At 70.7% G+C, this 22,239-nt stretch carries 19 protein-coding genes; 11 read left to right on the top strand and 8 right to left on the bottom strand.

Annotation, left to right across the window (positions count from 1 at the left end):
* Window positions 1-15 precede the first annotated feature (15 nt).
* A complete protein-coding gene (locus AC0685_RS06715) occupies window positions 16-435 on the top strand; it encodes a VOC family protein (RefSeq protein ID WP_478224677.1) in 420 nt (139 codons plus the stop codon).
* Here AC0685_RS06715 and AC0685_RS06710 read toward each other — a convergent pair.
* From AC0685_RS06710 to AC0685_RS06695, 4 genes are read right to left on the bottom strand one after another with little or no spacing between them, the layout of a single operon-like run.
* Window positions 410-1,900 carry an MFS transporter gene (locus AC0685_RS06710; RefSeq protein ID WP_478224676.1) on the bottom strand — a complete coding sequence of 497 codons (1,491 nt, stop codon included), beginning with the start codon at window positions 1,898-1,900 and terminating at the stop codon, window positions 410-412. The genes AC0685_RS06715 and AC0685_RS06710 overlap by 26 nt on opposite strands.
* The gene (locus AC0685_RS06705; RefSeq protein ID WP_478224675.1) at window positions 1,897-6,093 is read right to left on the bottom strand and encodes a beta-ketoacyl synthase N-terminal-like domain-containing protein; all 4,197 of its coding nucleotides are present in this window, start codon (window positions 6,091-6,093) and stop codon (window positions 1,897-1,899) included. Before AC0685_RS06705 ends, AC0685_RS06710 begins: the two co-directional genes overlap by 4 nt.
* Window positions 6,090-7,832 (bottom strand): fatty acyl-AMP ligase, encoded by a 1,743-nt coding sequence (locus AC0685_RS06700; protein ID WP_478224674.1) that lies wholly within the window; start codon window positions 7,830-7,832, stop codon window positions 6,090-6,092. The genes AC0685_RS06705 and AC0685_RS06700 overlap by 4 nt, the downstream gene beginning before the upstream one ends.
* Window positions 7,833-7,861: 29 nt before the next feature.
* A complete protein-coding gene (locus AC0685_RS06695) occupies window positions 7,862-8,524 on the bottom strand; it encodes a hypothetical protein (RefSeq protein ID WP_478224673.1) in 663 nt (220 codons plus the stop codon).
* Window positions 8,525-8,970: 446 nt separating this feature from the next.
* On the opposite strand from AC0685_RS06695, the gene AC0685_RS06690 reads away from it, so the two are divergent.
* Genes AC0685_RS06690 through AC0685_RS06680 form a run of 3 tightly spaced genes read left to right on the top strand, consistent with a single transcriptional unit; the run spans window position 8,971 to window position 12,070 of the window.
* Entirely contained in the window at window positions 8,971-10,017 is a 1,047-nt protein-coding gene (locus tag AC0685_RS06690) for an alpha/beta hydrolase (RefSeq protein ID WP_478224672.1), read from the top strand.
* On the top strand, window positions 10,014-10,847 hold the full coding sequence (locus tag AC0685_RS06685) for an SDR family NAD(P)-dependent oxidoreductase (RefSeq protein ID WP_478224671.1): 834 nt from the start codon (window positions 10,014-10,016) through the stop codon (window positions 10,845-10,847). Before AC0685_RS06690 ends, AC0685_RS06685 begins: the two co-directional genes overlap by 4 nt.
* Window positions 10,844-12,070 (top strand): glycosyltransferase, encoded by a 1,227-nt coding sequence (locus AC0685_RS06680; RefSeq protein ID WP_478224670.1) that lies wholly within the window; start codon window positions 10,844-10,846, stop codon window positions 12,068-12,070. Before AC0685_RS06685 ends, AC0685_RS06680 begins: the two co-directional genes overlap by 4 nt.
* On the opposite strand, the gene AC0685_RS06675 is transcribed toward AC0685_RS06680, so the two are convergent.
* Window positions 12,067-12,501 (bottom strand): SRPBCC family protein, encoded by a 435-nt coding sequence (locus AC0685_RS06675; RefSeq protein ID WP_478224669.1) that lies wholly within the window; start codon window positions 12,499-12,501, stop codon window positions 12,067-12,069. The genes AC0685_RS06680 and AC0685_RS06675 overlap by 4 nt on opposite strands.
* Window positions 12,502-12,774: 273 nt before the next feature.
* On the opposite strand from AC0685_RS06675, the gene AC0685_RS06670 reads away from it, so the two are divergent.
* Both AC0685_RS06670 and AC0685_RS06665 read left to right on the top strand, forming a co-directional pair.
* Window positions 12,775-13,578, top strand: coding sequence for an LLM class flavin-dependent oxidoreductase (locus tag AC0685_RS06670; protein ID WP_478224668.1), 804 nt, complete (start codon window positions 12,775-12,777; stop codon window positions 13,576-13,578).
* A gap of 159 nt (window positions 13,579-13,737) precedes the next feature.
* Window positions 13,738-14,721, top strand: coding sequence for a TerC/Alx family metal homeostasis membrane protein (locus tag AC0685_RS06665; protein ID WP_478224667.1), 984 nt, complete (start codon window positions 13,738-13,740; stop codon window positions 14,719-14,721).
* 110 nt (window positions 14,722-14,831) lie between these two features.
* Here the strand turns inward: AC0685_RS06665 and AC0685_RS06660 are convergent, their stop codons facing one another.
* The gene (locus tag AC0685_RS06660; protein ID WP_478224666.1) at window positions 14,832-15,134 is read right to left on the bottom strand and encodes a hypothetical protein; all 303 of its coding nucleotides are present in this window, start codon (window positions 15,132-15,134) and stop codon (window positions 14,832-14,834) included.
* A gap of 40 nt (window positions 15,135-15,174) precedes the next feature.
* Between AC0685_RS06660 and AC0685_RS06655 the strand changes: the two genes are divergently transcribed.
* From AC0685_RS06655 to AC0685_RS06640, 4 genes are all read left to right on the top strand, one after another.
* The gene (locus tag AC0685_RS06655; RefSeq protein WP_478224665.1) at window positions 15,175-15,423 is read left to right on the top strand and encodes a hypothetical protein; all 249 of its coding nucleotides are present in this window, start codon (window positions 15,175-15,177) and stop codon (window positions 15,421-15,423) included.
* 27 nt (window positions 15,424-15,450) lie between these two features.
* Complete coding sequence (locus AC0685_RS06650; protein ID WP_478224664.1) at window positions 15,451-15,645, top strand: hypothetical protein; 195 nt, start codon at window positions 15,451-15,453, stop codon at window positions 15,643-15,645.
* A gap of 171 nt (window positions 15,646-15,816) precedes the next feature.
* Window positions 15,817-16,596: a hypothetical protein gene (locus AC0685_RS06645; protein WP_478224896.1), complete on the top strand. Its 780-nt coding sequence runs from the start codon at window positions 15,817-15,819 to the stop codon at window positions 16,594-16,596.
* Window positions 16,593-18,260 carry a serine/threonine-protein kinase gene (locus AC0685_RS06640; RefSeq protein WP_478224663.1) on the top strand — a complete coding sequence of 556 codons (1,668 nt, stop codon included), beginning with the start codon at window positions 16,593-16,595 and terminating at the stop codon, window positions 18,258-18,260. Before AC0685_RS06645 ends, AC0685_RS06640 begins: the two co-directional genes overlap by 4 nt.
* Before the next feature lie 14 nt (window positions 18,261-18,274).
* On the opposite strand, the gene AC0685_RS06635 is transcribed toward AC0685_RS06640, so the two are convergent.
* The gene (locus AC0685_RS06635) at window positions 18,275-19,072 is read right to left on the bottom strand and encodes a DUF2382 domain-containing protein (RefSeq protein ID WP_478224662.1); all 798 of its coding nucleotides are present in this window, start codon (window positions 19,070-19,072) and stop codon (window positions 18,275-18,277) included.
* Between the two features lie 371 nt (window positions 19,073-19,443).
* Between AC0685_RS06635 and AC0685_RS06630 the strand changes: the two genes are divergently transcribed.
* Entirely contained in the window at window positions 19,444-21,045 is a 1,602-nt protein-coding gene (locus AC0685_RS06630; RefSeq protein ID WP_478224661.1) for an ABC-F family ATP-binding cassette domain-containing protein, read from the top strand.
* 4 nt (window positions 21,046-21,049) lie between these two features.
* Here the strand turns inward: AC0685_RS06630 and AC0685_RS06625 are convergent, their stop codons facing one another.
* On the bottom strand, window positions 21,050-21,871 hold the full coding sequence (locus AC0685_RS06625; RefSeq protein ID WP_478224660.1) for a class I SAM-dependent methyltransferase: 822 nt from the start codon (window positions 21,869-21,871) through the stop codon (window positions 21,050-21,052).
* Window positions 21,872-22,239 lie beyond the last annotated feature (368 nt).

The raw sequence follows: 22,239 nt of genomic DNA, 5'->3' as shown, positions 1-22,239 counted from the left end.
GAGCAAGGTGGCATCATGCGTCTGACCAGCTTCTACCCCGTTCTCATGACCGAGAAGATCACCGAGACACGGGACTTCTACTGCGACCACTTCGGCTTCGAGCCCACCTTCGAAGCCGACTGGTACGTCAGCCTCAAACGCGGCGAGTGGGAGCTGGCGATCCTCGCCCCCGGGCACGAGACCATTCCTGCCGGGGCAGGCAAACCCGTGCAGGGACTCTTGCTGAACTTCGAGGTCGAAGACGTCGACGCCGAGCACCGGCGGCTGGTCGAAGAGGCTGGACTGCCCGAGGCGCTTTCCCTGCGCAGCGAGGATTTCGGACAGCGGCACTTCATCGTCGCCGACCCCAACGGCGTGCTGATCGACGTCATCCAGGAGATCCCGCCGACCGGCGAGTTCGCCGAGCAGTTCACCGACGAGGCACGCCCGCGCTGACGACGACGGCCACCATGAACAGTCCACAAGCGACGGCCGCCGACACCTGTAGTCCTGTGGTGCAGGCGGCCTTCGCGGCATCGAGCAACTCGCCGGTCAAACGCGGAGTGAGACCGGCCGTGGCCGCTTCGGCTTGAGCGGGCCCCGACAAGGCCAGTTGCCGCGCCGGTTCCGGCACGCCGGAGGGGACGGCCAGGTGCCCCGCGTACACCGCGGCGGCCAGGGAACCGAACACCGTCGTCCCGAAGCCGGCGCCCAGTTCGTAGCCGGTCTTCTCCACGGCCGCGGCGCCGCCTGCCTGGTCCGCCGAGGTCGCCGAAAGGAGGGTGTCGGTGCTCGACGTGAGCGCTAGAGCCATCCCCAGGCCCAGTCCCGTCAGCCCGGCGCCGAGCAGCACCGGCGACGTGAGCGCGGCCGATCCCGCCGCGGGGACCAGCAACGACACCGCCGCCACGGTGAACCCGGCCGTGCGGACCCGGGCGTTGCCGAAGCGTCCCAGCAGCGACGGAGTCACGACACTGCCGACGGCCGAAGCGCTCAGCACCAGGAGCAACCGGCCCGCCGCCGCGGTGGGCGAAAGCCCGAGCACCACCTGCAGGTACTGGGCGAACAGCAGGCCGAGCCCGACGAGGGTGCTCATCACCAGCAGGACCCCGCCCACCGCGGCGCGCACTCCCGGCCGCCGGAACAGGGTGAGGTCCAGCAGCGGCGGTTCGGTCCGGCGCTGGCGGCGCAGAAACAGTCCGATGAGGACACATCCGGTCGCACCAGACGCGACGGCCGTGGGCCACGTACCCGGGTGCCCGACGGCGAAAGCGATCCCGAGGACACCGCCCGCGGCGAGGGCGGCGCTGAGCGCGTCCCACGTACCTCGGCCCGGCGGATTCCGGGGGAGCCACCGCAACGCCAGCGCGACTGCCGCCAGGATCACCGGTGGATTCAGCAGGAACGTCGTCCGCCAGCCCCACGCCTCGACGAGCACCCCGCCGAGGATCGGCCCGAACACCGATCCGGTGCCCGCGATCCCGCTGCACACCGCGATCGCCGTGCGGCGATGCCGCTGCTCCGGGAACAGTTCGCGGAGCAGCGACATCGTCACCGGCATGATCATCGCGCCGCCACAGCCGAGCAACGCGCGGAACGCCAGCAGTGCCGGGACGTTCGGCGCGAACGCGCAGCCGAGCGACGCGATCCCGAACACGACGTACCCGGTGACCAGCACGCGTCGCCGTCCGTACCGGTCGCCGAGGGTGCCGAACGGCAGCAGCAGCGGCGCGGCGGTCAGCGGGTAGATCGCCACGATCCACACCTGAGCCGACGCGCCGGGCCGCAGCTGCCGGACGAGATCGGGCAACGCGACGTGCAGCACGGTCGCGTCGACCGCCACGAGGAAGAGCCCGGCGCCGAGTACCGCCAGCAGCGGCCAGGCGCGGTCGACCGCTCGCTCGGCCCGGGCCGTGGTCACAGGAGTCCCGTCAGATGCCTCGCCACGACATCGACGTGCGGCGGGTCGACGACCGACAGGTGGTGCGCCTCGACCGGCACGATCTCCAGCCCTGGGCACAATTCCGCCCAGCCCGCCGCGAGATCCGTGCGCGAGTACCGGGGCTCCATCGCCAGCCCGGCCGCGTACTGCTCGGTCGCCCGGTAGAGCACGACCCGTCCGTCGTAACGGCGGGGCGTGCCCCGTTCGGCCGCCAGCGTGTCCAAAAAGGACTGACGCTGGTGCCGGAGCACGCCGGGGCTGAGCAAGCCCGCCTCGGCGACCCGCCGCATGGTCAGCTCGATCTGCTCCTCTTCGGGCAACGGAGCCAACTCTTCGTGACCGAGCCGCACTTCGCGGCCGTAGGTGCCCTCGACATAGCCGGTGAACCGCAGGAACCGCCGGGCGGACGACGCCCGCGGGTCGAGGTCCGGCTCCGGGAGCGGGAGCATGGTGTCGATCAGCGCGACGAACTCGACCTCTTCCCCTTCTTCGGCGAGCCGCGCGGCGACGCCGTAGGCCAGCGCCCCGCCGAACGACCAGCCCGCCAGCCGATACGGCCGGTCGCGACGCTGTTCCCGTACCAGCGGCAGCAACTGCTCGACACGGTCTTCGATACTGACTCCGGGAACTCGTTCGAAGCCGACGCATGGCACCGAGGTGGGCAGCCGGTCCAGCAGCGGCCGGTACACGGTGCAGGTGCTGCCGCCGGGGTGGAACAGCAGCAGCGGCGCGACTCCCGCTTCGCCGGGAGCGAGGACGTGCACCGCCCCCCGCTCCTCCCTCGTGTCGAGGACGGCGCGGGCGACATCGGCGATGGCCGCGAGCGAGTCGTGTCGCCGGAGTTCGGCGGCGGTCACCGGCGTGTCGAGTTCGGCGCTGAGCCCCTCGGCGAGCAGTTCGGCCAGCCGGTCGGGTGTGCCGGTCTCGGTCAGCCGAACCTGCGTGCCGGTCGCTTCGGTCCCGGTGTGCTCCTGCCACAGACGCAGGACGAGGCGATCCGCCGCGTCCCAGGCGCGACCACGGGACGGCAATGGTTCCTCGTTCTCGCGGGGTGCGAGATCGCGGCTGAGATCGGCGAGAGTGGCGCCGCGGAGCACACTGACGGCGTCGGGTTCCGTACCGAACTCCCGGCGGACGGCGTCGGAGATCCGGTTCGCCATCAGGGAGTCCAGCCCGAGTGCCACCAGCGGGACGTCGGCGTCGAGGCGATCGGGACGCAGTCCCATGACGGCGGCGACGATCTCGGTCAGCCGGTCGCCCCCGGCGATGCGCACCGGTTCGGGTTCCGGCGTGCGTGCCGCGAACGTCGGGGCTGCTTCGGCGGTGGTGTACCAGTGGCGTTCGTGCCGCCACGGCATCGACGGGACGTCGACCAACCGGGCACCGTCGTCCGGGTCGGCGGTGGTGATCCAGGTGCCCGCGCAGTACAACTCGGCCGCTGCGGTGCCCAGCGTGCGGACCTCGTCCTGGCCCCGGCGCAGGGTTCCCGTGACGACGGCGTCGTGGATCCCCTCGGCTTCGAGGGTTCTCGCCACCGAGCCCCGGAGGATCGGATGCGGCGACACCTCCAGGAAGACACGGTGCCCGTCCGCGGCGGCGGCCGCCACGGCCTGCCGGAACCGCACCGGACGGCGCAGGTGCGCGGCCCAGTACCTGGCGTCGAAGTCCGGCAACTCCCGCGGATCGGCCAGAACCGTGTCGTACCAAGGCACCGTCGGACGACGGCCGCCCAGTTCGACGAGCGCCTCCCGGAGCGCGGGCAGCACCGGATCGACACGGGCGGAATGCCCGGCGACCTCGACCGGCAGCCGCCGCGCGGTCAGCCCGGCGGCTTCGAGTTCCGCGACGAGCAGGTCGAGCACGGTCGCGTCCCCGGCCACGGTCAGCTGCCCCGGCGCGGATTCGACGGCGAGTTCGATGTCGGGGTACAGCTCCAGTTCCTCCGGCGCCAGTTCGACCGCCGCCATCGCGCCACCCGGGCCGAGGGTGCCCAGCAGTCGGGCACGGGTCGCGACCAGGTGGACGGCCTCGTCGGTGGTGAGCACGCCGCTCACCACGGCGGCGGCCGCGGAACCGAGCGAGTGCCCGACGACGGCCGATGGCCGGACCCCGAGTGCCTCCCACTGGCCGGCCAGCGCCACCTGCGTCCCGAAGATGGCCGTTTGGGTTTCGGGCAGGGACAGGGGATCCGCGCTGGTGAGCAACGCGCGAAGCGATCGGCCGGTGTGCTCGGTGAACAGGTCGTGCAGCTTGTCGACCTGCGCGGCGAACGCGGGTTCCGCGCGCAGCAGCCCTTCCCCCATCCCCGGCCACTGCGAGCCGTGACCGGAGAACACGAAGACCGCGCCGCCGGTGCTCACGGCGGTGCCGGTGACGGCGCCCGCGGGAAGCGGATCGGCGCCGGAACCGACGGCCCGCAGCAGTACCGCCAGTTCGGCGGTGTCGCCTGCCACGACGGCGGCACGGTGCGATCCGCCGTTGTCACGCCGGGACAACGTGTGGGTGATGTCGGCGAGGGAAAGCGACGGCGTGGAGTCCAGCCAGTCCGCCAGCTGCGCCGCCCGTTCGGTGAGGCGGTCGCGGGTGCGGGCGGACAGCAGTCCGATCCGGACGTCGGCCCGATCCGGCGCCGGTTCCAGCGGCGGCGCCTGTTCGAGGACGACGTGCGCGTTGGTCCCGCCGAACCCGAACGCGGACACTCCCGCCGTGGCACGGCCGGACCGGCGTGGCCACGGCGTCGGCTCGGTGACCACCTTCAGGCGCAGGTCGTCGAACGGGATGTGCGGATTGGGGGCGGTGAAATGCAGCTGTGGTGGCAATTCGTCCCTGGTCATCGCCAGGACGACCTTGATCAGCCCGGCGATCCCCGCGGCCGCCTCCGCGTGCGCGATGTTCGTCTTCACCGAGCCGATCAGCAGCGGGGCGTCGGCCGGGCGGTCCTTGCCGAGCACGGCGCCGAGCGAGCGGGCCTCGATCGGGTCACCGAGCAACGTGCCGGTGCCGTGCGCCTCGACGTAGTCCACAGTGGACGGATCGAGCCGGGCGCCGTGGTACGCCGTGCGCAGCATGTCTTGCTGGGCGACCGGGTTCGGCGCCGCCATACCCTGTGACCGGCCGTCGGAGTTGACCGCGGTGGAGCGGATCACCGCCAGCACCCGGTCGCCGTCGTACTCGGCGTCCGTCAGCCGCTTGAGCACGACGACACCGCAGCCCTCGGCACGCGCGATGCCGTCGGCGTCCGCGGCGAACGTCTTGCACCGCCCGTCCCCGGCGAGCAGGCCGGCGGCGGCGAACGCGGCGGTCGGACCGGGCAGCAGCATGAGGTTCACCCCGCCCGCCAACACCAGATCCGCCTCGCCGTCGCGCAGCGCGCGCACCGCGTGGTGCACCGCGACCAGCGACGAGGAGCAGGCGGTGTCCACCGCCATGCTCGGCCCGCGCAGGTCGTAGACGTAGGAGAGCCGGTTGGCCGCGATACTCCCGGCGGCACCGGTCGCGGTCCAGAGGTCGACGCCACCGCCCGCCATCGTGAGATGCCCGTAGTCGTGGGTCGAGATCCCGGTGAACACGCCGGTCCGGCTGCCGCGCAGGGAGGCCGGGGCGATCCCGGCGTGTTCGAGCGCGGCCCAGGCGACCTCCAGCAGCATCCGCTGTTGCGGGTCCATTGTGGACGCCTCGCGCGGGGTGATGCCGAAGTGGTCGGCGTCGAAACCGGCCACGTCGTCGAGGAAGCCGCCGACGATCGGGGCCGCGTCGGCGTTCCAGCGGCCCGGCGGAGCGGTCCGGACGGCGTCCCGTCCGCTGCGCAGCAGATCCCAGAACTCGTCGAGGCCGTCCGCGCCCGGCCACCGGCAGCCGAGGCCGACGACGGCGATCGGGTCGGTCCGGCGGCGGTCCGTGCCCGTCTGCTCCGCCTCGGGCTCCGTGCCGCCGGTGAGCGAGCGGGCCAGGTGATCGATGGTCGGGCTCTCCCACAGCAGGGTGGCCGGGAGCGGGGTGCCGAGCAGATCTTCGAGGTCGGCGGCGATACCGACGGCCTGGCGGGAGGACAGGCCGTAGTCGCTGAGTGGGCGGTCGGCTTCGAGCCGGGCCGCGTCGACGCCGGTGTGCTCGGCGACGGTGTCGAGCAGCCAGCGGCGCAGCGCCGGGGCGTCGAACGTCGGGTTTCTCATCGCACCAAGGCCTTTCCGTAATCGTCGGCGAGGTAGCGGTCGCGGCAGGCGCTCCGCGCGATCTTGCCGCTGGAGGTCCGCGGGACCAGGCCCGCCGGGACGAGCACGACGTCACGCAGGGCGAGGCCGTGCGCGTCGGAAACCAGCCGTCGGATCGAGGCGGCGAGGGCTCGTTCGTCCTCCGTGGTCAGCGCGGTGTGACCGCGGTGCTCGGCGACGACCACCGCGGCTTCGGTGTCGGTGCCTTCGACGGCGAACGCGGCGACACTGCCGGGGCGGATGTCGCGGTCGGCCGAGGCGGCGGTCGCTTCGACGTCCTGCGGGTAGTGGTTACGGCCGTCGACGATGAGCAGGTCCTTGATCCGTCCCGCGATGTAGACCTCACCGTCGTGCCGGACGCCGAGGTCGCCGGTGCGCAGCCACGGACCAGCCGGAAGGTCCCCGTGGTCGCCCGTCAACCGGGCGCCGAAGGTTTCGGTGCTCTCCAACGGTTTCTGCCAGTAGCCGGTGCCGACGTTGGGTCCGTGGACCCAGATCTCGCCGACCGCGCCGTCTTCGAGCGCGACGCCGGTTTCCGGATCGACCAGCGCCACGTGCTGACCCACCGGGACACCGCAGGCGACGAGCCGGAGACCGGTGTCCGCCTGCCGCGCCGTTCCCGCGCCCAGCGCGACGCGGTCGAACGTGGTGACACGCGGGGGAACACCGGGGCCAGTGGTGACGAAGACGGTCGCTTCGGCCAGCCCGTACGCGGGCCGCGTCTTGTCCGGGGTGTACCCGGCTTCGGCGAAGGTGTCATGGAACCGGTCGAGCACTCCGGTGTTGATCGGCTCCGCGCCGTTGACGATCGCGGCGACGCGGTCGAGGCGGAGCTTGGCGCGGTCCTCCTCGCGCACCCGGCTCGCGGCGTAGTGGAACGCGAAGTTCGGGGCGGCGCTCCAGCTCGCGTTGTGGTCGCCGAGCAACTCCAGCCAGCGCACCGGGCGCTCGATGAAGGCCAGCGGGTCCATCAGTACCGACCGCATGCCCATGGCCAGCGGCGTGATCAGGCCGAGGACGAGACCCATGTCGTGGAACAGCGGCAGCCACGACACCGTGGTCCCCGCCGGGTCGATCCCGAGTCCGTGCACCGCCTGGCTGACGTTGGCGAGCACGTTCGCGTGGGTCAGCACCACTCCCGCCGGGCTGCGGGTCGAACCGGACGTGTACTGCAGGTACGCCACGTCGTCCGGCGCCGGGGCCGGGGCGGGCCACGCGCGGCCGGGCCCGGCGGTGGGCTTGTCGGCCGCGACGACGGCGACGTCTTCGCCACCGGGCAGGCCCACCAGGAACTCGCGGACCGCGTCCACCGACGCGGACGTGGTGACGACCGCGGTGGGGGAGCAGTCGGTCAGCACCGCGGCGAGCCGTCCGGCGTGCCCAGGCAACCCGGGATCGAACAGCGGCACGGCGATCGCGCCCGCGGTGATCGCGCCGAGGAAGGCGACGACGTAATCGGCGCTCTGCGGGCACAGCACCGCCACCCGGTCACCGGGCCCGACGGGGAGAGCCGCCGCGACGGCGTCGACGCGTTCTTGGAGTTGCTTCCAGCTCAACGTCCGCCGTCGTCCGGCGCGATCGGCCGAGAAGTCGGCGAAGGTCAGCGCGGCCCGGTCGCCGTCGGTGTCCGCCCAGTGCCGGAGGCAGGCGGGGAGGGTGGGGCCGGCCGTGGCGGGCAGGTTTTCGGGGGCCAGGGACATGGCGTCTCCTCGGGGTTTTCAGGGGGGATTCAGCGGCCGAGCGGCCCTGCGGCGTGCCGCCAGGCGGCGACGGCGAGGGCGTCGAGATCGAGGCCGGTCGTTCCGGCGTCACGAAGCACGACCAAAACGTCGTCGGCGGCGATGGCGACGGTGCGCAGACGCAGTCCCGGCAGCTCGGGGGGCTGGCCGGGTAGTGTCAGGAGTTGTTGGTAGGAAAGGGTTTTCGCCCCCGGAACGGCGGGAGCGGGGTGGACGGTGACGGTCGACACCGCGTTACCGGCCGCGTCGTCGACCGTCACCTTCGAGCACCGTCCGGCCTGCGCGGCCCACGCCGCCAGATCGGGCGGGTTCGTCGTACGCGCGACGAGTTCGGAGACCTGCCCGCCGGGCACGGCGGACTGGAAGCCCTGGCCGGTGGCACCGGCGCCGACCAGCCTGCCGTGGACGACGTCCTCGCATCCGCCGACGTCGACCTTGCCGCTTCGCCCGCGGTCCGAGGTGGACAGTGCCGACGCCACGTCGAAACCGTCGCGCGCGGACGCGTCCGGGACGGTTTCCGGAGGTAGCAGGGCGGCGGGCGGAACAGTGGGGGAAGGCGGCGCGGGCGCGGCCTGAATCGATTCTCCGGGTGTGCCGGAAATGGTCAGCAATGCTGCTGCGGACAAGACGAGGGCGCGAATTCGGGCAGCCATGAATAGCCCTTTCGGAAGGGTCCTGATGGGGTCTGGTCCCTTCGGTGGGACGCGGGGCGCCGGGTCGCGTGAGGGGACGCCGAACCCGGGCGGCACGACGAAGGCTACGACGGGAAATCGAATACCGGAAGGTGTCAAGAGAACGTAAATGTCCTTCGTGTACTGGGTGTGACCTGCGGGTTCCGGGATTTTCGCTGGTGCGCGAGCCGGTCTGGTACTCCCGTGCCACAGTTCTTCACTGTCCGTGAGCGACGGGTCACCCTGATGGGGGAGGTGGGGGCATTTCTTGTTTCCCTGGCATTCATATTGTCCTCCCGGATTGTGGGCAGGACAATTGCCTGGAAGGGGTCCGTCCGCTTAACGTGTCGCCACCTCTGATTTTCTTTCTCGGGTAATCGCTGTCACATTTTCGAATTCGATCGAACGACCGGGACAAAGGATTACGTATGCGCACTACTTCGAGGCGGCTGCGGGCCGTCGCGTCGCTGGCGGTCGCGATGTGCTTGCTGCCGAGCGTCGCCGCCGCACCGGCGCGGGCCGAGAGCGGTGTCCCGGACGCCCGTGCCGACGACGGCTCGCACGTCGTCGCCCAGACCACTGTGGACGGTGACCCGCGGATGCTGGACCTCACCGTGCGCTCGGTCGGCGTCGGAAGCTACGCGATGGTCCGGCTGATCCTGCCGTCAAGGTGGGAAGCCGAACCGGAGCGGAAGTGGCCGGCGGTGTACCTGCTCGCCGGTGAGACGCGCCTCCAGGACTACCGCGGGTGGACCGCCAATACCGACATCCGGAAACTCGCCGACGACTCGGGTGCGCTCGTGGTGATGCCGGGTTCCGGTTCCGCCGGGTTCTTTTCCGACTGGTGGAATTACGGCAAGAACGTCGTGCTCAACCAGTGGGAGACGTTCACCGCGGTCGAGATCCCGCAGCTGATCGATCGCGGCTATCGCGGGGACGGGCGGCGGGTCGCGGCGGGGCTCTCGCTCGGCGGATACGGCGCGGTGGAACTCGCCGCCCGGCGGCCGGGAGTGTTCCGCTTCGCCGGGTCGTTCAGCGGAAATCTCAACCCCACCGGCCCGTACGGCGAGCTGCTGACCAGCGCGATCGTCGCCTCGGCCCGGCAGGATCCCGAAGCGCTCTGGGGCGACCGGAGGCGCGAGTCGTCCCGGTGGGACGCGCACGATCCGCTGGTGAACGCCGACCGCCTTCGCGGCACCGAGCTGTATCTGTCCACGGGCAACGGCCTACCGGGGCCGTTCGACGGGAAACTCCCGATCGACGTGCTGCCCGGCGCGATGCTGCTCGAATTCCTGTGCTCCGGCCAGACCACCGCGATGGCGGACCGGCTGAACCGGCTCGGCGTCCCGGTCATGACGGACTTCTACGGGCCGGGCACGCACCACTGGGCGTACTGGCAGGACCAGCTGCACAAGACCTGGCCGAGGATGCTGCGGGCGCTTTCCGCGCCGGTGAAGCAGGGGGAGGCATCGTGACCCGTCCGTCCTTTGTGGTCACCGGGGCGTCGAGTGGGATCGGCCGAGCATGCGTGGCCGAACTCGTCCGGCGGGGCGCCCACGTCTGGGCCAGTGTGCGTACCGACGCGGACGAAACGGAACTCGCCCGTGTTCACGGCGAGGCCGTCACCGTACTGCGGATGGATCTCCGCGATCCGGCGTCGATCGCGGCGTGCGGTGAGAAGGTCGCGGCGGCGGGGCCGCTGCGTGGTCTGGTGAACAACGCCGGGATGGCCCGGCCGGGACCGCTGGAACACGTCCCGCTCGAAGACTTCCGGCAGCAGCTGGAGGTCAACGTCACCGGTCAGCTGGCCGTCACGCAGGCGATGTTGCCCGCGCTGCGCGCCGCGCCGGCCGCCAGGGTGGTGACGGTCGGGTCGATGGGCGGGCGGATCGCCGGGCCGATGGTCGGGCCGTATCACACCTCGAAGTTCGCCCTGGTCGGCTTGACCGACAGCCTGCGCGCCGAACTGGCCCCGTCCGGGATCGGCGTCGTCCTCGTCGAGCCCGGTGCCGTCGCCACGTCGATCTGGCCGCGCGCCCGCGCCGCAGCCGAAGAAGTGCGTGCCGCCCTGCCGGAAGCCGCGCGGGAGAGATATGCGGCGCAACTGGACGAGGCCGAACGCAGCGCGGAGCGGTCCGCGCGGAACGGTGTTCCGCCGGAGCGGGCGGCAAGGGTCGTCGTCCACGCGCTGACCGCCCGGCGGGTCGCGCCGCGGTACTTGGTCGGCAGGGACGCGCATATCGCGGCGATACTGGCGAAGCTGCCGTTCCGCCTCCGCTACTGGTTGACGGCGGCGAAGCGATGACCAGGCTCGTCGTGATCGTCGCTCCGGGTTCCCGCGGCGACGTCCAGCCGTGCATCGCCCTGGGGTGTGGTCTCGACGGCGACCGGGTCCGGGTGCTGGCGGCCGAGCGGTTCCGCACCTTGGTGACCGGGCACGGCCTGGATTTCGCGCCGCTCTCCGCCGACCCGAGCGAGATCCTCGGATCGGACGGCGGACGCGAATGGACCCAGGGGCGCACGTCCGCGACCTTCCTGCGTGGGCTGCGCGGTGCGTTGGCCCCGGTGATGGAGCGTCTGCTGGCCGACGTCCAGCGAGGAGCGGCGGGGGCGGACCTCGTCCTCGCCCCGACGCTCGGGTTCCTCGGCGCGCACCTGGGTGCCTCGCTCGGTGTCCCCGACGTCGAGCTGCACTACCAGCCCAGCGTGCCGACACGGGCGTTCGCGCATCCGCTGGTGCCGTGGGCGGCCAAGGCCGGGCCGTGCGGCAGGCGGTTGAGTTTCCGCGCTGTCGACGCCGCCGCCTGGCAGGTGCTGAGGCCGGAGGTGGACCGGTGGCGCGAGCGGTCGCTGGGGCTGCCCGCGGCCGGTCTCCGCGGACCCCGGCGATCGGAAACCCCGGTGCTGTGCGGTTTTTCCGACGCGGTCGTGCCGCGGCCGAAGGATTGGCCGTCGAGGGTGCACGTCACCGGGTACTGGTTTCTCGAGGCGCCCGCCGCGTGGCGGCCGGACCCGCGACTGCGGGATTTCCTCGCGTCCGGGCCGCCTCCGGTGTACGTCGGCTTCGGCAGCATGCGGCCGTCGGAGGCGGAGCGGACGTTCGCCGCCGTCCGCACGGCGTTGCGCCGGGCGGGGTTGCGCGGCCTGCTAGGTACCGATGCCGCGTCCGGCGACGACGATCTGCTGACGGTCGAGGACGTCCCGCACGCGTGGCTGTTCCCGCGCACGGCGGCGGTGGTGCACCACGGCGGCGCGGGCACGACCGCGGCCGCGTTGCGCGCGGGGGTCCCGGCGCTGGTCTGCCCGGTGTTCTCCGACCAGCCCTACTGGGGAGACCGGGTGTTCCGGCTCGGTGCCGGGCCGCGACCGCTGCCGCTCCGGGACCTCACCGCGGACTCGCTGACCGCGCGGCTGCTGGAGCTGTCCGGCAACCTGCTGTTCCGCCGCGGTGCCCAGTACGTAGCCGGGCGGCTGCGGGACGAGGACGGAGTGGCGCGGGCGCGGGAGGTCCTGCGGGAACTCGGCTAGCGTTGCTCCGCGAGGTGGGTGGCGAGGCGGCTGAAGCAGGACTGCCAGCCTTCGACGTGGCTGTCGCGTTCCGCCACGGTCTCGAAGATCGCCTGGTGGAACGCCATTTCGGTCTTGCCGTCGAGGTCGGAGAGGACGACCGTGACGAGGGTGTCATGGCCGCGGGAGCCTTCCGGTTCCTCCCAGGCGAAGCTGAAGACGAGCCGCTCCGGCGGGACGATCTCGTGATAGACGCCCGACGCCCAGTGCTCGGTTTCGCCGTCGCTCATGCACGTGCGCCACTTGCCACCCTCGGTGAGGTTGACGGTGCAGGACTTGGTGGTGAATCCGACCGGGCCCCACCACTGGGCGAGATGGTCCGGATCGGTCCACACCCGGAAGACGAGCTCGCGGGGAGCGTCGAGGAGGCGGGTGATCGTCAGGTCGGTCATCGAAGTCTCTTCCACAGGGCAATCAACCACAAGGTTAATCAACTTACTGGTTGAACTCTAGTGGTCGTGTCAAGCGGTGAGGCGTGACTCGCGTGTCCAGACCCGTAACTCGCGTGCTTGAAGACGGAACTCGCGTGCTTGGAGGCGTAACACGCCGGTGCCGTGTGTTCCGCCTCCAAGCACGCGAGTTACGGCTGGAAGCACGCGAGTTACGGCTTAGCGCACGTCGGGAATTCGCCGCGAGTGTCGGTGTCGGTCCGTACGGTCGCACTCATGACTCTGCGCTCAGCACTCTGGCTGCCGATCTTCGACGAACTGGCCGATCCGGTGATCATCGCGCGTCTCGCCGCAGAAGCCGAAGAAGCGGGCTGGCACGGCCTGTTCGTGTGGGACCACGTCCGATGGCATGAGCCGGTGCGGGCGATCGCCGATCCGTGGATCACCCTCGCCGCCGTCGCGTCCGCCACCGAGAACCTCGCCATCGGCCCGATGGTCACGCCGCTGGCCAGGCGCCGTCCGGTCAAGCTGGCGCGTGAAACGGCCACCCTCGACCAGCTGAGCGGCGGAAGGCTGATCCTCGGCGCGGGGCTCGGCAGTGACCGCTTCGGCGGCGAGTTCTCGAAGACCGGCGACGAAGTGGACGACCGCAAGCGCGGCGAGATGCTCGACGAGTCGCTCGAGATCCTCATCGCGGCCTGGTCGGGGGAGCCCGTGCGGCACCACGGCGTGCACTACACCGTCGACGACATCACCTTCCTGCCTCGGCCGGCGCGGCGGATTCCCGTGTGGCTGGCGGGCTTCCCCGGGAAGCCGAAGCCGATGCGCAGGGCCGCGCGGTACGACGGGTTCTTTCCGGTGCATCTGCCGCACGCGGACGAGTTCGCCGAGGTGGTCGAGACGATCACCGCGCTGCGTGAAGACGGCGAGAAGCCGTACGACTTCGCCATCGGCGTCCCCGTGGGCACGGATCTCGCGCCCTACGAACGAGCGGGCGCGACCTGGTGGATGGCCGAATTTCCCTGGGACGACCTGTCCGTCGACGCGGTGCGCGGCGTGCTGAGGGAGGGCCCGGCTTGACCCGACCTTTAATAACTCTTTACCAAGTGCGATACTGGACCGGCGAGGGGAGTACTTCCCAAGGGTCTGCCCGGTCAATACGGACACTCCGCTGGTGTCCCCGGGAGACCGCCCCGCAGGGGTGAAGGAGACCTCGAACTTCGAGTTCGAGGAGGCTTCATGCCCGAGTCCGTGGCAACCGTGGGATCGCCGGGGTTGTGGGCGATCAGCATCGCCGTCCTGGTCGCGCTGCTCGTCGCCGATTTCGTGGTGACCCGCCGTCCCCACGAGGTGTCGATGCGGGAGGCCGTCGGCTGGTCGGTCTTCTACCTCGCGCTCCCGGTCGTGTTCGGGCTCTGGCTGTGGCTCGAGTTCGGTAGCGGCCAGGCGCTGGAGTTCATGACGGGTTTCGTCGTCGAAAAGTCCCTGTCGGTCGACAACCTGTTCGTCTTCATGCTGCTGCTCGCCGCCTTCGCGGTCCCCGCGGCCGTGCAGCAACGCGTGCTGCTGTACGGCATCGTGGGCGCGCTGGTGCTTCGCGGCGTGTTCATCGCGGCCGGTGCCGCGATGCTGTCGGCGGGCACCTGGGCGTTCCTCGTGTTCGGCGTGATCCTGTTCGTCTCGGCGGTCAAGATCCTGCGCGAGGCCATGTCCGGCGGCAAGGACGAGCTGGATCTTTCGCAGCTGCGGTCGGTCCGGCTGCTGCGACGGCTGATGCCGGTCACCGACGACTATCACGGCACCCGGCTCACCGTGCGTGAACACGGGCGCCGCGCGCTCACCCCGCTGGCGGTCGTGGTCGTCGCGGTGTTCGCCACCGACGTGGTGTTCGCGGTCGATTCGGTGCCCGCGGTCTACGGCATCACCGAAGACCCGTACCTCGTGTTCGCCACCAACGCCTTCGCGCTGATGGGCTTGCGTGCCTTGTACTTCGTGCTCCACTCGGCGCTGGCGAAGCTGGTCCACCTGAACCACGGCCTCGCCATCATCCTCGCCTTCATCGGGGTGAAGCTGGTCCTGCACTGGGCACACGGGATCTGGCCGTCGGTGCCGCAGGTCCCCACACCGGCGTCGCTGGGCGTGATCATCGCCGTCCTGGTCACGGTTTCGTTCACCAGTCTGTACGCGCGCCGCCGCGAAGCCGCCAGGACGGCACAGGAGTGAGCGATGATCACCGCACTCGTCGTCGGTTTCCTGGTCGACCTGGCGGTCGCCGCCCTCTTCCTCGCCGCGGTGTTCCTGGTCTTCGCGGCGATGCGGCCACCTCGGTGACCTCAGGGGAAGCGGATCACGGTGATGCCGGCCAGCACGAAGAACACGAGTACCACCAGGGTGCCGCTGTGCCCGCCTGACGAACTGGTCACCACCTGCTCGACGGCGCCGGTCAGCCGCACGCCGCAGTCGGCGACGACGGTATGCCTGCCCGCCTCGATCCGGGTGAACTCGACGGCCGCGGTGAAGGCGCCGGTGGCGTCGGCATAGGCGCCGCCGACGCGCTCGCCGTCCGACGTCAGCGTGACCCGCTCGCCAGGCGTGCACCCCTTGCCGGTCGCGGACAGTGCGTCGCCGGGCTTCACGATCGGCCGATCGAGGATCAGGTCGTCGGGGCCCGGCGGCGTGCTGCTGGACGAGGGGACGTCCGTCGTCGTCGGCGGGGGAGTGCCTGTTGTGGACGGTGGGGTCGTCGTGGACGGCGGCGTCGTCGTGGTGACCGGGGTGGTGGTGACCGGGGTGGTGGTCGTTCCGGGTCTGGTCGTGGTGGTCACCGGGACGGTCGGCTTCGTCGTCGGGGGCACCTTCGTCGTCGGTGGCGCCGTCGTCACGGTCCCGGTCACCCGGAAGGTCGCGTTTCCGGTCAACGGCTGACCGGTCCGCGCGTTCGTGCAGGTGCCCGTGACCGTGTGGCCGCCGGGTGTCGCGTTGCCCGGAACCGTCGCCCCGGTCTGTCCACTGGGGGCGCTGACCGACGTAATGGCCGTTTCTTCCCAGGTGAAAGAAATCGGGCCTTTGCACGGAGAGAAATTCCAGGAAATGGTGAACGAACTCCCGGCGGGGCCGCTCGAAGGTTTCAAACCAACCGTGGACTGATAAGGGGACTGCTGCGCGTTTCCCGCTCCCACCTGGGAAAGCAGGAACAACAACCCGGTCACGGTGCCGAATATCAGGCGAACCACGATACGCATTGGGACGTCCCTCTCCGGTAAGTACTCGCTGTAGCATTCCGGACCAGTCGGATAAGGAAAACAGGGGATGCGCAAAATGGGACGTGTCATCGCGGCAGGGGTTGCGTTGGGTCTGTGCGCGGTCCTCCTCGGCTCGCCACCGGCCGTCGCGGACAGTGGCGGACTCGACCTGGCGGTCACCTTCGACGACCGGCCGATCACCAACGCCACGGTCGTGATCGATCCGGCGAAGCAACTAGAACTCACCGTCACGGCGACCAACAGCGGCGGCACCGCCGTCAAGGTCCGTAGCGTGCGGGTGTCCGGAGTGGCGCTCGCCCTGACCTTCTTCGCCTACGACACCACGGCGCCGTTCGAAGTGCCCGCGCACAGTCGCGTCACCAGGACCTTCGTACTGGACATGGCCGACCTCTCCGGCCAGGCGATCGGGCTGCTCCCGTCGACGGTCGAACTGCTGGACGCCCGGCGCGGAACCCTCGGCGAGGCGACCACGGTCGCCGACATCCGCGGATCCTTCTGGTCCGTCTACGGCGCCTTCGGGCTCGCGATGCTCGTGCTCACCGTGCTGGCGTGGCTGACGGCCCTGCTCGCGCTCGCCCGCCATCGCCTCCCTGCCAACCGGTGGCGTCGCGGCCTGCGTTTCCTGCCCGCCGGCTTCGGCACCGGCCTCGTCGCCGTCGTCTCGCTGTCGGTCCTGCGGCTCGTCCCGCCGGAGCCCGCGATCGAGATCCCGGTGGTGCTCGGCGCCGCCGTCATCGCGTTCCTGCTCGGCTACCTGACCCCGCATCCCGCGCCGGGGCCCGCCGTCGACGAGACGGTCCGCTTTCCCGACTCCACCAAGGAATTCAACCGATGAGCGCACCCGCCGAGGTCGTCGCCGCGCTGCCGCAGTACGAGATCGGGCCGGCGATCGGCCAGGGCGGTATGGGGGTCGTCTTCGCCGGCGTCCATCGTTCGCTGCGCCGCGACGTCGCCATCAAACAGCTGCCGTGGGACGTGCTGAACCACGCCGCCAGCAGTGAGCTCTTCGACCGCGAAGCGCGTGTGCTGGCCAGCCTCGACCATCCGCACATCGTGCCCGTGTACGACTATGTCCGCACCGGCCGCGAGCATCTGATGGTGATGGAACGCCTCGACGGCGGCACCGTGTACAGCCGCTTCCGCAGCGGGGAGATCGGCGGGGAGCAGGCCTGCGCGATCGGGCTGGCGATGCTCGCCGGGCTCCACGCGGCGCACGAAGCGGGCGTGCTGCATCTGGACGTCAAGCCGAAGAACCTGCTCTTCACCACACAAGGCGTGATGAAGGTCGCCGACTTCGGCATCGCGAAGGTGATCAGCGAGGGCGCCACCCTTGTCACGCACGGCGGCGAGGTCCTCGGCACACCCGCCTACATCGCGCCCGAGCAGGCCATGGGCAACGCGCTGAGCCCGGCGGCAGACGTCTACTCGGCCGGCACGGTGCTCTACGAACTGCTGTCCGGGAAGCTGCCGTTCGACAACACCCGTGGCGCGATCAGCATGATGCGCCAGCACATGTTCACCGATCCGCGCCCGATCGACGGCGTGCCGTCGCCGATCGCCGGGGTCGTCATGCGCAGCCTCTCGCGCGAGCTCGACTCCCGGTATCGCGACGCGGAGACCTTCGCGGCCGACCTCGCCTCGGCCGCCACCGCCGTGTACGGACCGGGCTGGCTGGAACGCTCCCGCGTGCCGGTGCGGCACCTCACCCCTCGGGTGATCTCCGCGTTCGGCGCGCCGGTCCCGGCCGGAGACGGTCCGACAAGACCGGTGCACCGCCCCGCACCGGATCCGACACTGTCGGCGACCCGCGCGAGCTTCGAGCCCGAGTCCCGGTCCGGTGCGGTGCTCTGGTTCCGACTGGCCGCGGCGGCCGCCGCGATCGCGCTCGTGGTGCTCACGCTGCTCACCCCGGAACGCCTGCCGCACGAGGCCACGACACTGAAGATCGACGGTGTCGCCGCCTCGTCGGCGCCGGTGGACCTCAGCAAGACGTTCGCCGTGACGGGGGAGGGGCGCCCGGAACAGGTGACCCTCGCCCTTTCGGCCGCCGGGATCCCGCTCGGATCCGCGTCGGCGGTGCCGAAACCCGAGGGCGACGGCTTCCGTGCCGATCTCGCTTTTCCCGGGGTCACCCGCTGGATCGTCGGCGGAGCCGTCACCGCGACCTTGACGGCCGACGGCGTTCCGAGGACCTTCGCCGTCGTCACGCGGCAGCATCCGCTCGCGAGCGCGCTCGGCGCGGGCAGCCTGATCCTCGCCCTGTTCGCCTTGGCGTACCTGGAATCCGGGCTGCGGACCATCCGGAACGGTCACCGCTGGCGGGGCGCCCTCGTCGGCGGCCCGGTGCTCGGCCTGCTGTTCGGCGCGTCGGCGTGGCTGTGCGTGTCGGTCCTGCGAGTGCACGAGCCCGCGGTGCTGTTCGGTGTCGGCTGTTCGATCGCGGGCGCCGTGGCGACCGGTTTCGTGGTCGCGGCCGCCCGCGCCCGCCGCATGCGCTGACCCCGGGGGCGGGCTCACGACTTGCGGTGCTTGCCTTCGTCGTCGGTGACCTCGAACTGTTCCTTGCGTACCTTGCCGGACACGGTCTGGTCCTCGGTGACGGTCTCGGTCTTGAGCCTCGCCCGTTCCACCTCGACGGTTTCCTTGTTCACGACCGGTTTCTCGGCGTGGAGCACGACTTCCTGTTCGTCCTCGGCGATCTCGGCGCGCTCACCGCCCGGCTTCGTGATCGGCTCGCGTTCGATGCGCACCTCCTCGTGGCTGACCGGAACGGTGACCTGCTGCTCCTCGGTCACGACGTACTTGCGCAGCCGGACATGGCCGGTTTCGACCTGCTCGGTGCCGACGTTCAGCCGCTCCTCGGACCGGGTCATGGTGGGCTCGGCGTCCCGGTGCTTCCTGCCGGTGTCCGTTCCCGTGTCCATCCCTGCCCTGGTCCGGCCCGCGTCGCCCCGGCCCTGCGCCCGGTCGTCCATCCGGCCGTCCGGCGAGGTCCTCGGCATCGGCAGCCCGTAGTGCCGGTAGAGCTGCGCGCTTTCCTCCGCGGACAAGTGGCCGTCGGCCTCGATGCGGGGTGCGTCGGTGACCGCGTCCTTGTCGACGCGGACGTGGACGCCGTCCTGGTCCGCGTGCGCTCCGGACAGCGGGACGAAACTCTCCTTGGTGCCGAACAGGCCCGTCTTGACGGTGATCCATTCCGGCTGGCGCGTCGCGTCGGCGAGGTAGACGTTGCCCACCTTGCCGAGCTTGTTGCCGGTCGGGTCGACCACGGCACTGTCGATGAGTTCCTGCGGCTGCATGGTCTTCGCCATCGGTCCCGCTCCTCTCGGAAGATGCCTGCTGAGAAGCCCACCGTCGAACGGGCCGGTGATCATGGCAACCGTCGTGATGCCCCTGAGGGTGACCCCTGAAAGTGGGGGTTTGAAGCCGTGATCGCGGGCTAGGAGAGGCGTGTCGCCGCAGGTGAAAGGGGGTCTCCATGGGGTGACCGCTAGTCGTGGGGGATGGTGCGAACGTGTGGTCCCGAAAATCGGATGCGGCGCTCTCCGGACGTGACCTACCCTCGTGATCGTGATGCAGCAACTGCTGTTCCTCTGAGGAACGACGCCTCCACCGGTACCGCGAGCCGCGGTACCGGACTTCGTTCTTCCTGCTCATCACTTTCACCGGAGGCAGTTCCTTCATGTCATCCCCTCTTTCGCCCGCGCCTGTGCGCGCGGCGCACGTCCGCCTGTCCGGCGTCCACCTCTCCTTCGGGGGACGGCCCGTCCTGTCCGGGGTCGACCTCGTCGCCGCGGCCGGCGAACGTGTCGCCATCGTCGGGGAGAACGGTCGCGGCAAGACCACTCTTCTCCGGGTACTCGCCGGTGACCTGGCCGCCGACCGCGGCGAGGTGCATCGATCCGGTTCGGCCGGCGTCGCCGACCAGCAGATCCCGCTCGGGGCGACCGACACCGTCGGCGCGTTGATCGACCTCGAACTGGCCGCCGTCCGCGGCGCGCTGGCCCGGCTCGAGGCCGCCACCGAGGCGCTCAGCGACGGACGTTCCGGAGCCGAAGACGCGTTCGCCGCCGCGCTCGAAGAAGCCGAGGCCCTCGACGCGTGGGACGCCGACAGGCGTGTCGAAGTGTCCTTGGCGGCCTTGAACGCCTTCGACGACCGCGACCGTCCACTCGGGACACTGTCGGTCGGCCAGCGGCACCGGGTCCGGCTGGCCTGCCTGCTCGGTGCCGGGCACCCGGTCCTGCTGCTCGACGAGCCGACCAACCATCTCGACGCGGCGGGGCTCGACCATCTCACCGAGCGGTTGCGCGCGCATCCGGGCGTGATCGTCCTGGTCAGCCATGACCGGGCCCTGCTCGCGGACGTCGCCACCACGGTGATCGACCTCGATCCGTCGAGCGACGGACGGCCACGCGTCTACGGCGGCGGATACGCGGCCTATGTCGAGGCCCGGCGAGCCGAACGCGCCCGCTGGGAGTCGGCGCACGCCGAGCAGATCGCCGAGCGGCAACGGCTGGCCGACGACCTGTCCGCGGCGCGGAACCGGTTGCGTGACAACTGGCGGCCGCCCAAGGGCACCGGCAGGCACGTCCGCGCCACACGCGCGCCAGGGCTGGTCCGCGCGGTCCACCGGCGGCAGGAAGAACTGGCCGAGCACGTGGTCGCCGTTCCGCCGCCACCCGCCCGGTTCGCCATGCCCGAGCTACCGGCGCACGGAGGCGCGACGCTCCTGCGTGCCGCCGGGGTGACGGTGGCCGGACGGCTCGCGGGTCCGGTCGATCTGGTGCTGGAAAGCGGCGACCGGCTGGTCGTCACCGGCCGCAACGGCGCGGGCAAATCGACGCTCCTGTCCGTGCTGGCCGGGGAGCTGGAGCCCGGGACCGGCACGGTCACGCGTTCGCGGTCCGCGCGGATCGGCAGGCTGGGCCAGGAATCCGAGCTGCCGGCCAGGCGGACGGCGATGGAGCTGTACGACGAACAGCTCACCAGGGCCGGGATCCCCGGGCCGGGGCTGGGCGAGCTGGGCCTGCTCGCCGGCTACGACCGGCACCGGCCGGTGGCCGAACTGTCGGTCGGCGCCCGGCGTCGGCTGGACCTGGCACTGGTGCTGGCTCGCCGTCCGCACGTCGTGCTGCTGGACGAGCCGACCAACCACCTCTCCGCCGCACTCGTCGACGAGCTGACCGCCGCGCTCGAAACGACCCCGGCCGCGGTGGTGATCGCCACGCACGACCGGCAGTTGTCACGCGACACGGTGTCCTGGCCGAGGCTCGCGTTGTGACCGGTCAACCGCGGTGGGCGAGGGTGTAGCGCACGGTCTGCGCCAGCACCACGCTCCCGTCGTGCTCGCGAAGCGGTTCGAGCTCCGCGAGCACGGCCTGGCGCACGGCGTCGAGGTGGTCTTCCGGGATCAGCTCCCAGAACATCCGCTGGCCGTGCGACCACGACCAGGTGATCCAGTGCCCGGGGTCGGCGAACTTCACCGGATAGACGCGTTCCACGGACGTGACACCGGTGAAACCCGCCGACTCCACGGCCTGGCCGAATCCTTCGATGGTGGCGAACAGTCCCGCCCTGACGGCCAGTGTCCAGGCCAGCTCCGGCGGAACGAACGGTTTGAACACCTCGCGCACGCCCGCCCACCGGGGATCGTCGGCGCCGAACGTGGTGACACCCAGCCGGCCGCCGGGTGCGAGGAGGCGATGCCAAGACCGCAGGCCGTCGACCGGAACAGGCAGGAAGAACACCACGAACGACGCGAGGACGGCATCGAAGGCGGCGTCGTCCAGCGTCGGTTCTTGGGCGTCCATAAGGGAAACCGAGGCGTTGGCACCACGTGCCTCGATATCCTTCGCGGTGCGCTCGACCATTTCCGCGGAAAGGTCGATCCCCAGCACCGATCCTTCCGGACCGACCTGCTCGGCCGCGGGGAACAGCACCGCGCCCCGTCCGCAGCCGACATCCAGCACGCGCTCACCGGGAACGAGCCCGACCCGGTCGAGCAGTTCCGCGGCGAACGCGCCGAAGAAGTCGACGCCGAGCGCGTCGTAGGTCTCCGCCGTCCGATCGAACAGCCGCGCCATCGCCTGCCGGGTGTAAGCGCTCATGCCCAGGACGATGGCCCCGCGAGAACGGTGTTGTCAAACGGATGCGGGGGATTTATCAGTCTCGTGAGTGGTGAGGACGGTTCTATTGAGGGGAAGGGCAAATGTGGCGTGACCGAGCCTCTGCGGTGAAGGACCCTTCACTGGCTCAAGGCAGAGGCGGCCTTCGCGGTCGTGGGTTCTGGACTGGCCGACAGGAGCCGGCCGCGCCCCCGAGTGTCCACAAAGGACACTTTTCGTTGACTCGATGTCTGATTGATGTCCAGATGGGCGATGTCACGAGGGGGTCGTGGGGGGGGGTTTTGGGTGGGGACCCAAAAAACACCCCCCCCCCCCCCCCCCAAACCCGGCGAAAAACCCAAACGGGAAGT

It is taken from the genome of Amycolatopsis sp. NPDC043889 (assembly GCF_056435645.1).
Note: the sequence above shows the minus strand (reverse complement) of the source record. Positions and strands in the feature narration are given on the sequence as shown.

Coding starts and splice junctions, on each gene's coding strand:
- AC0685_RS06715 (WP_478224677.1), top strand. CDS start 16: ATGCGTCTGACCAGCTTCTACCCCGTTCTCATGACCGAGAAGATCACC.
- AC0685_RS06695 (WP_478224673.1), bottom strand. CDS start 8,524: ATGGCTGCCCGAATTCGCGCCCTCGTCTTGTCCGCAGCAGCATTGCTG.
- AC0685_RS06665 (WP_478224667.1), top strand. CDS start 13,738: ATGCCCGAGTCCGTGGCAACCGTGGGATCGCCGGGGTTGTGGGCGATC.
- AC0685_RS06690 (WP_478224672.1), top strand. CDS start 8,971: ATGCGCACTACTTCGAGGCGGCTGCGGGCCGTCGCGTCGCTGGCGGTC.
- AC0685_RS06700 (WP_478224674.1), bottom strand. CDS start 7,832: ATGTCCCTGGCCCCCGAAAACCTGCCCGCCACGGCCGGCCCCACCCTC.
- AC0685_RS06680 (WP_478224670.1), top strand. CDS start 10,844: ATGACCAGGCTCGTCGTGATCGTCGCTCCGGGTTCCCGCGGCGACGTC.
- AC0685_RS06635 (WP_478224662.1), bottom strand. CDS start 19,072: ATGGCGAAGACCATGCAGCCGCAGGAACTCATCGACAGTGCCGTGGTC.
- AC0685_RS06630 (WP_478224661.1), top strand. CDS start 19,444: ATGTCATCCCCTCTTTCGCCCGCGCCTGTGCGCGCGGCGCACGTCCGC.
- AC0685_RS06645 (WP_478224896.1), top strand. CDS start 15,817: ATGGGACGTGTCATCGCGGCAGGGGTTGCGTTGGGTCTGTGCGCGGTC.
- AC0685_RS06705 (WP_478224675.1), bottom strand. CDS start 6,093: ATGAGAAACCCGACGTTCGACGCCCCGGCGCTGCGCCGCTGGCTGCTC.
- AC0685_RS06625 (WP_478224660.1), bottom strand. CDS start 21,871: ATGAGCGCTTACACCCGGCAGGCGATGGCGCGGCTGTTCGATCGGACG.
- AC0685_RS06670 (WP_478224668.1), top strand. CDS start 12,775: ATGACTCTGCGCTCAGCACTCTGGCTGCCGATCTTCGACGAACTGGCC.
- AC0685_RS06675 (WP_478224669.1), bottom strand. CDS start 12,501: ATGACCGACCTGACGATCACCCGCCTCCTCGACGCTCCCCGCGAGCTC.
- AC0685_RS06640 (WP_478224663.1), top strand. CDS start 16,593: ATGAGCGCACCCGCCGAGGTCGTCGCCGCGCTGCCGCAGTACGAGATC.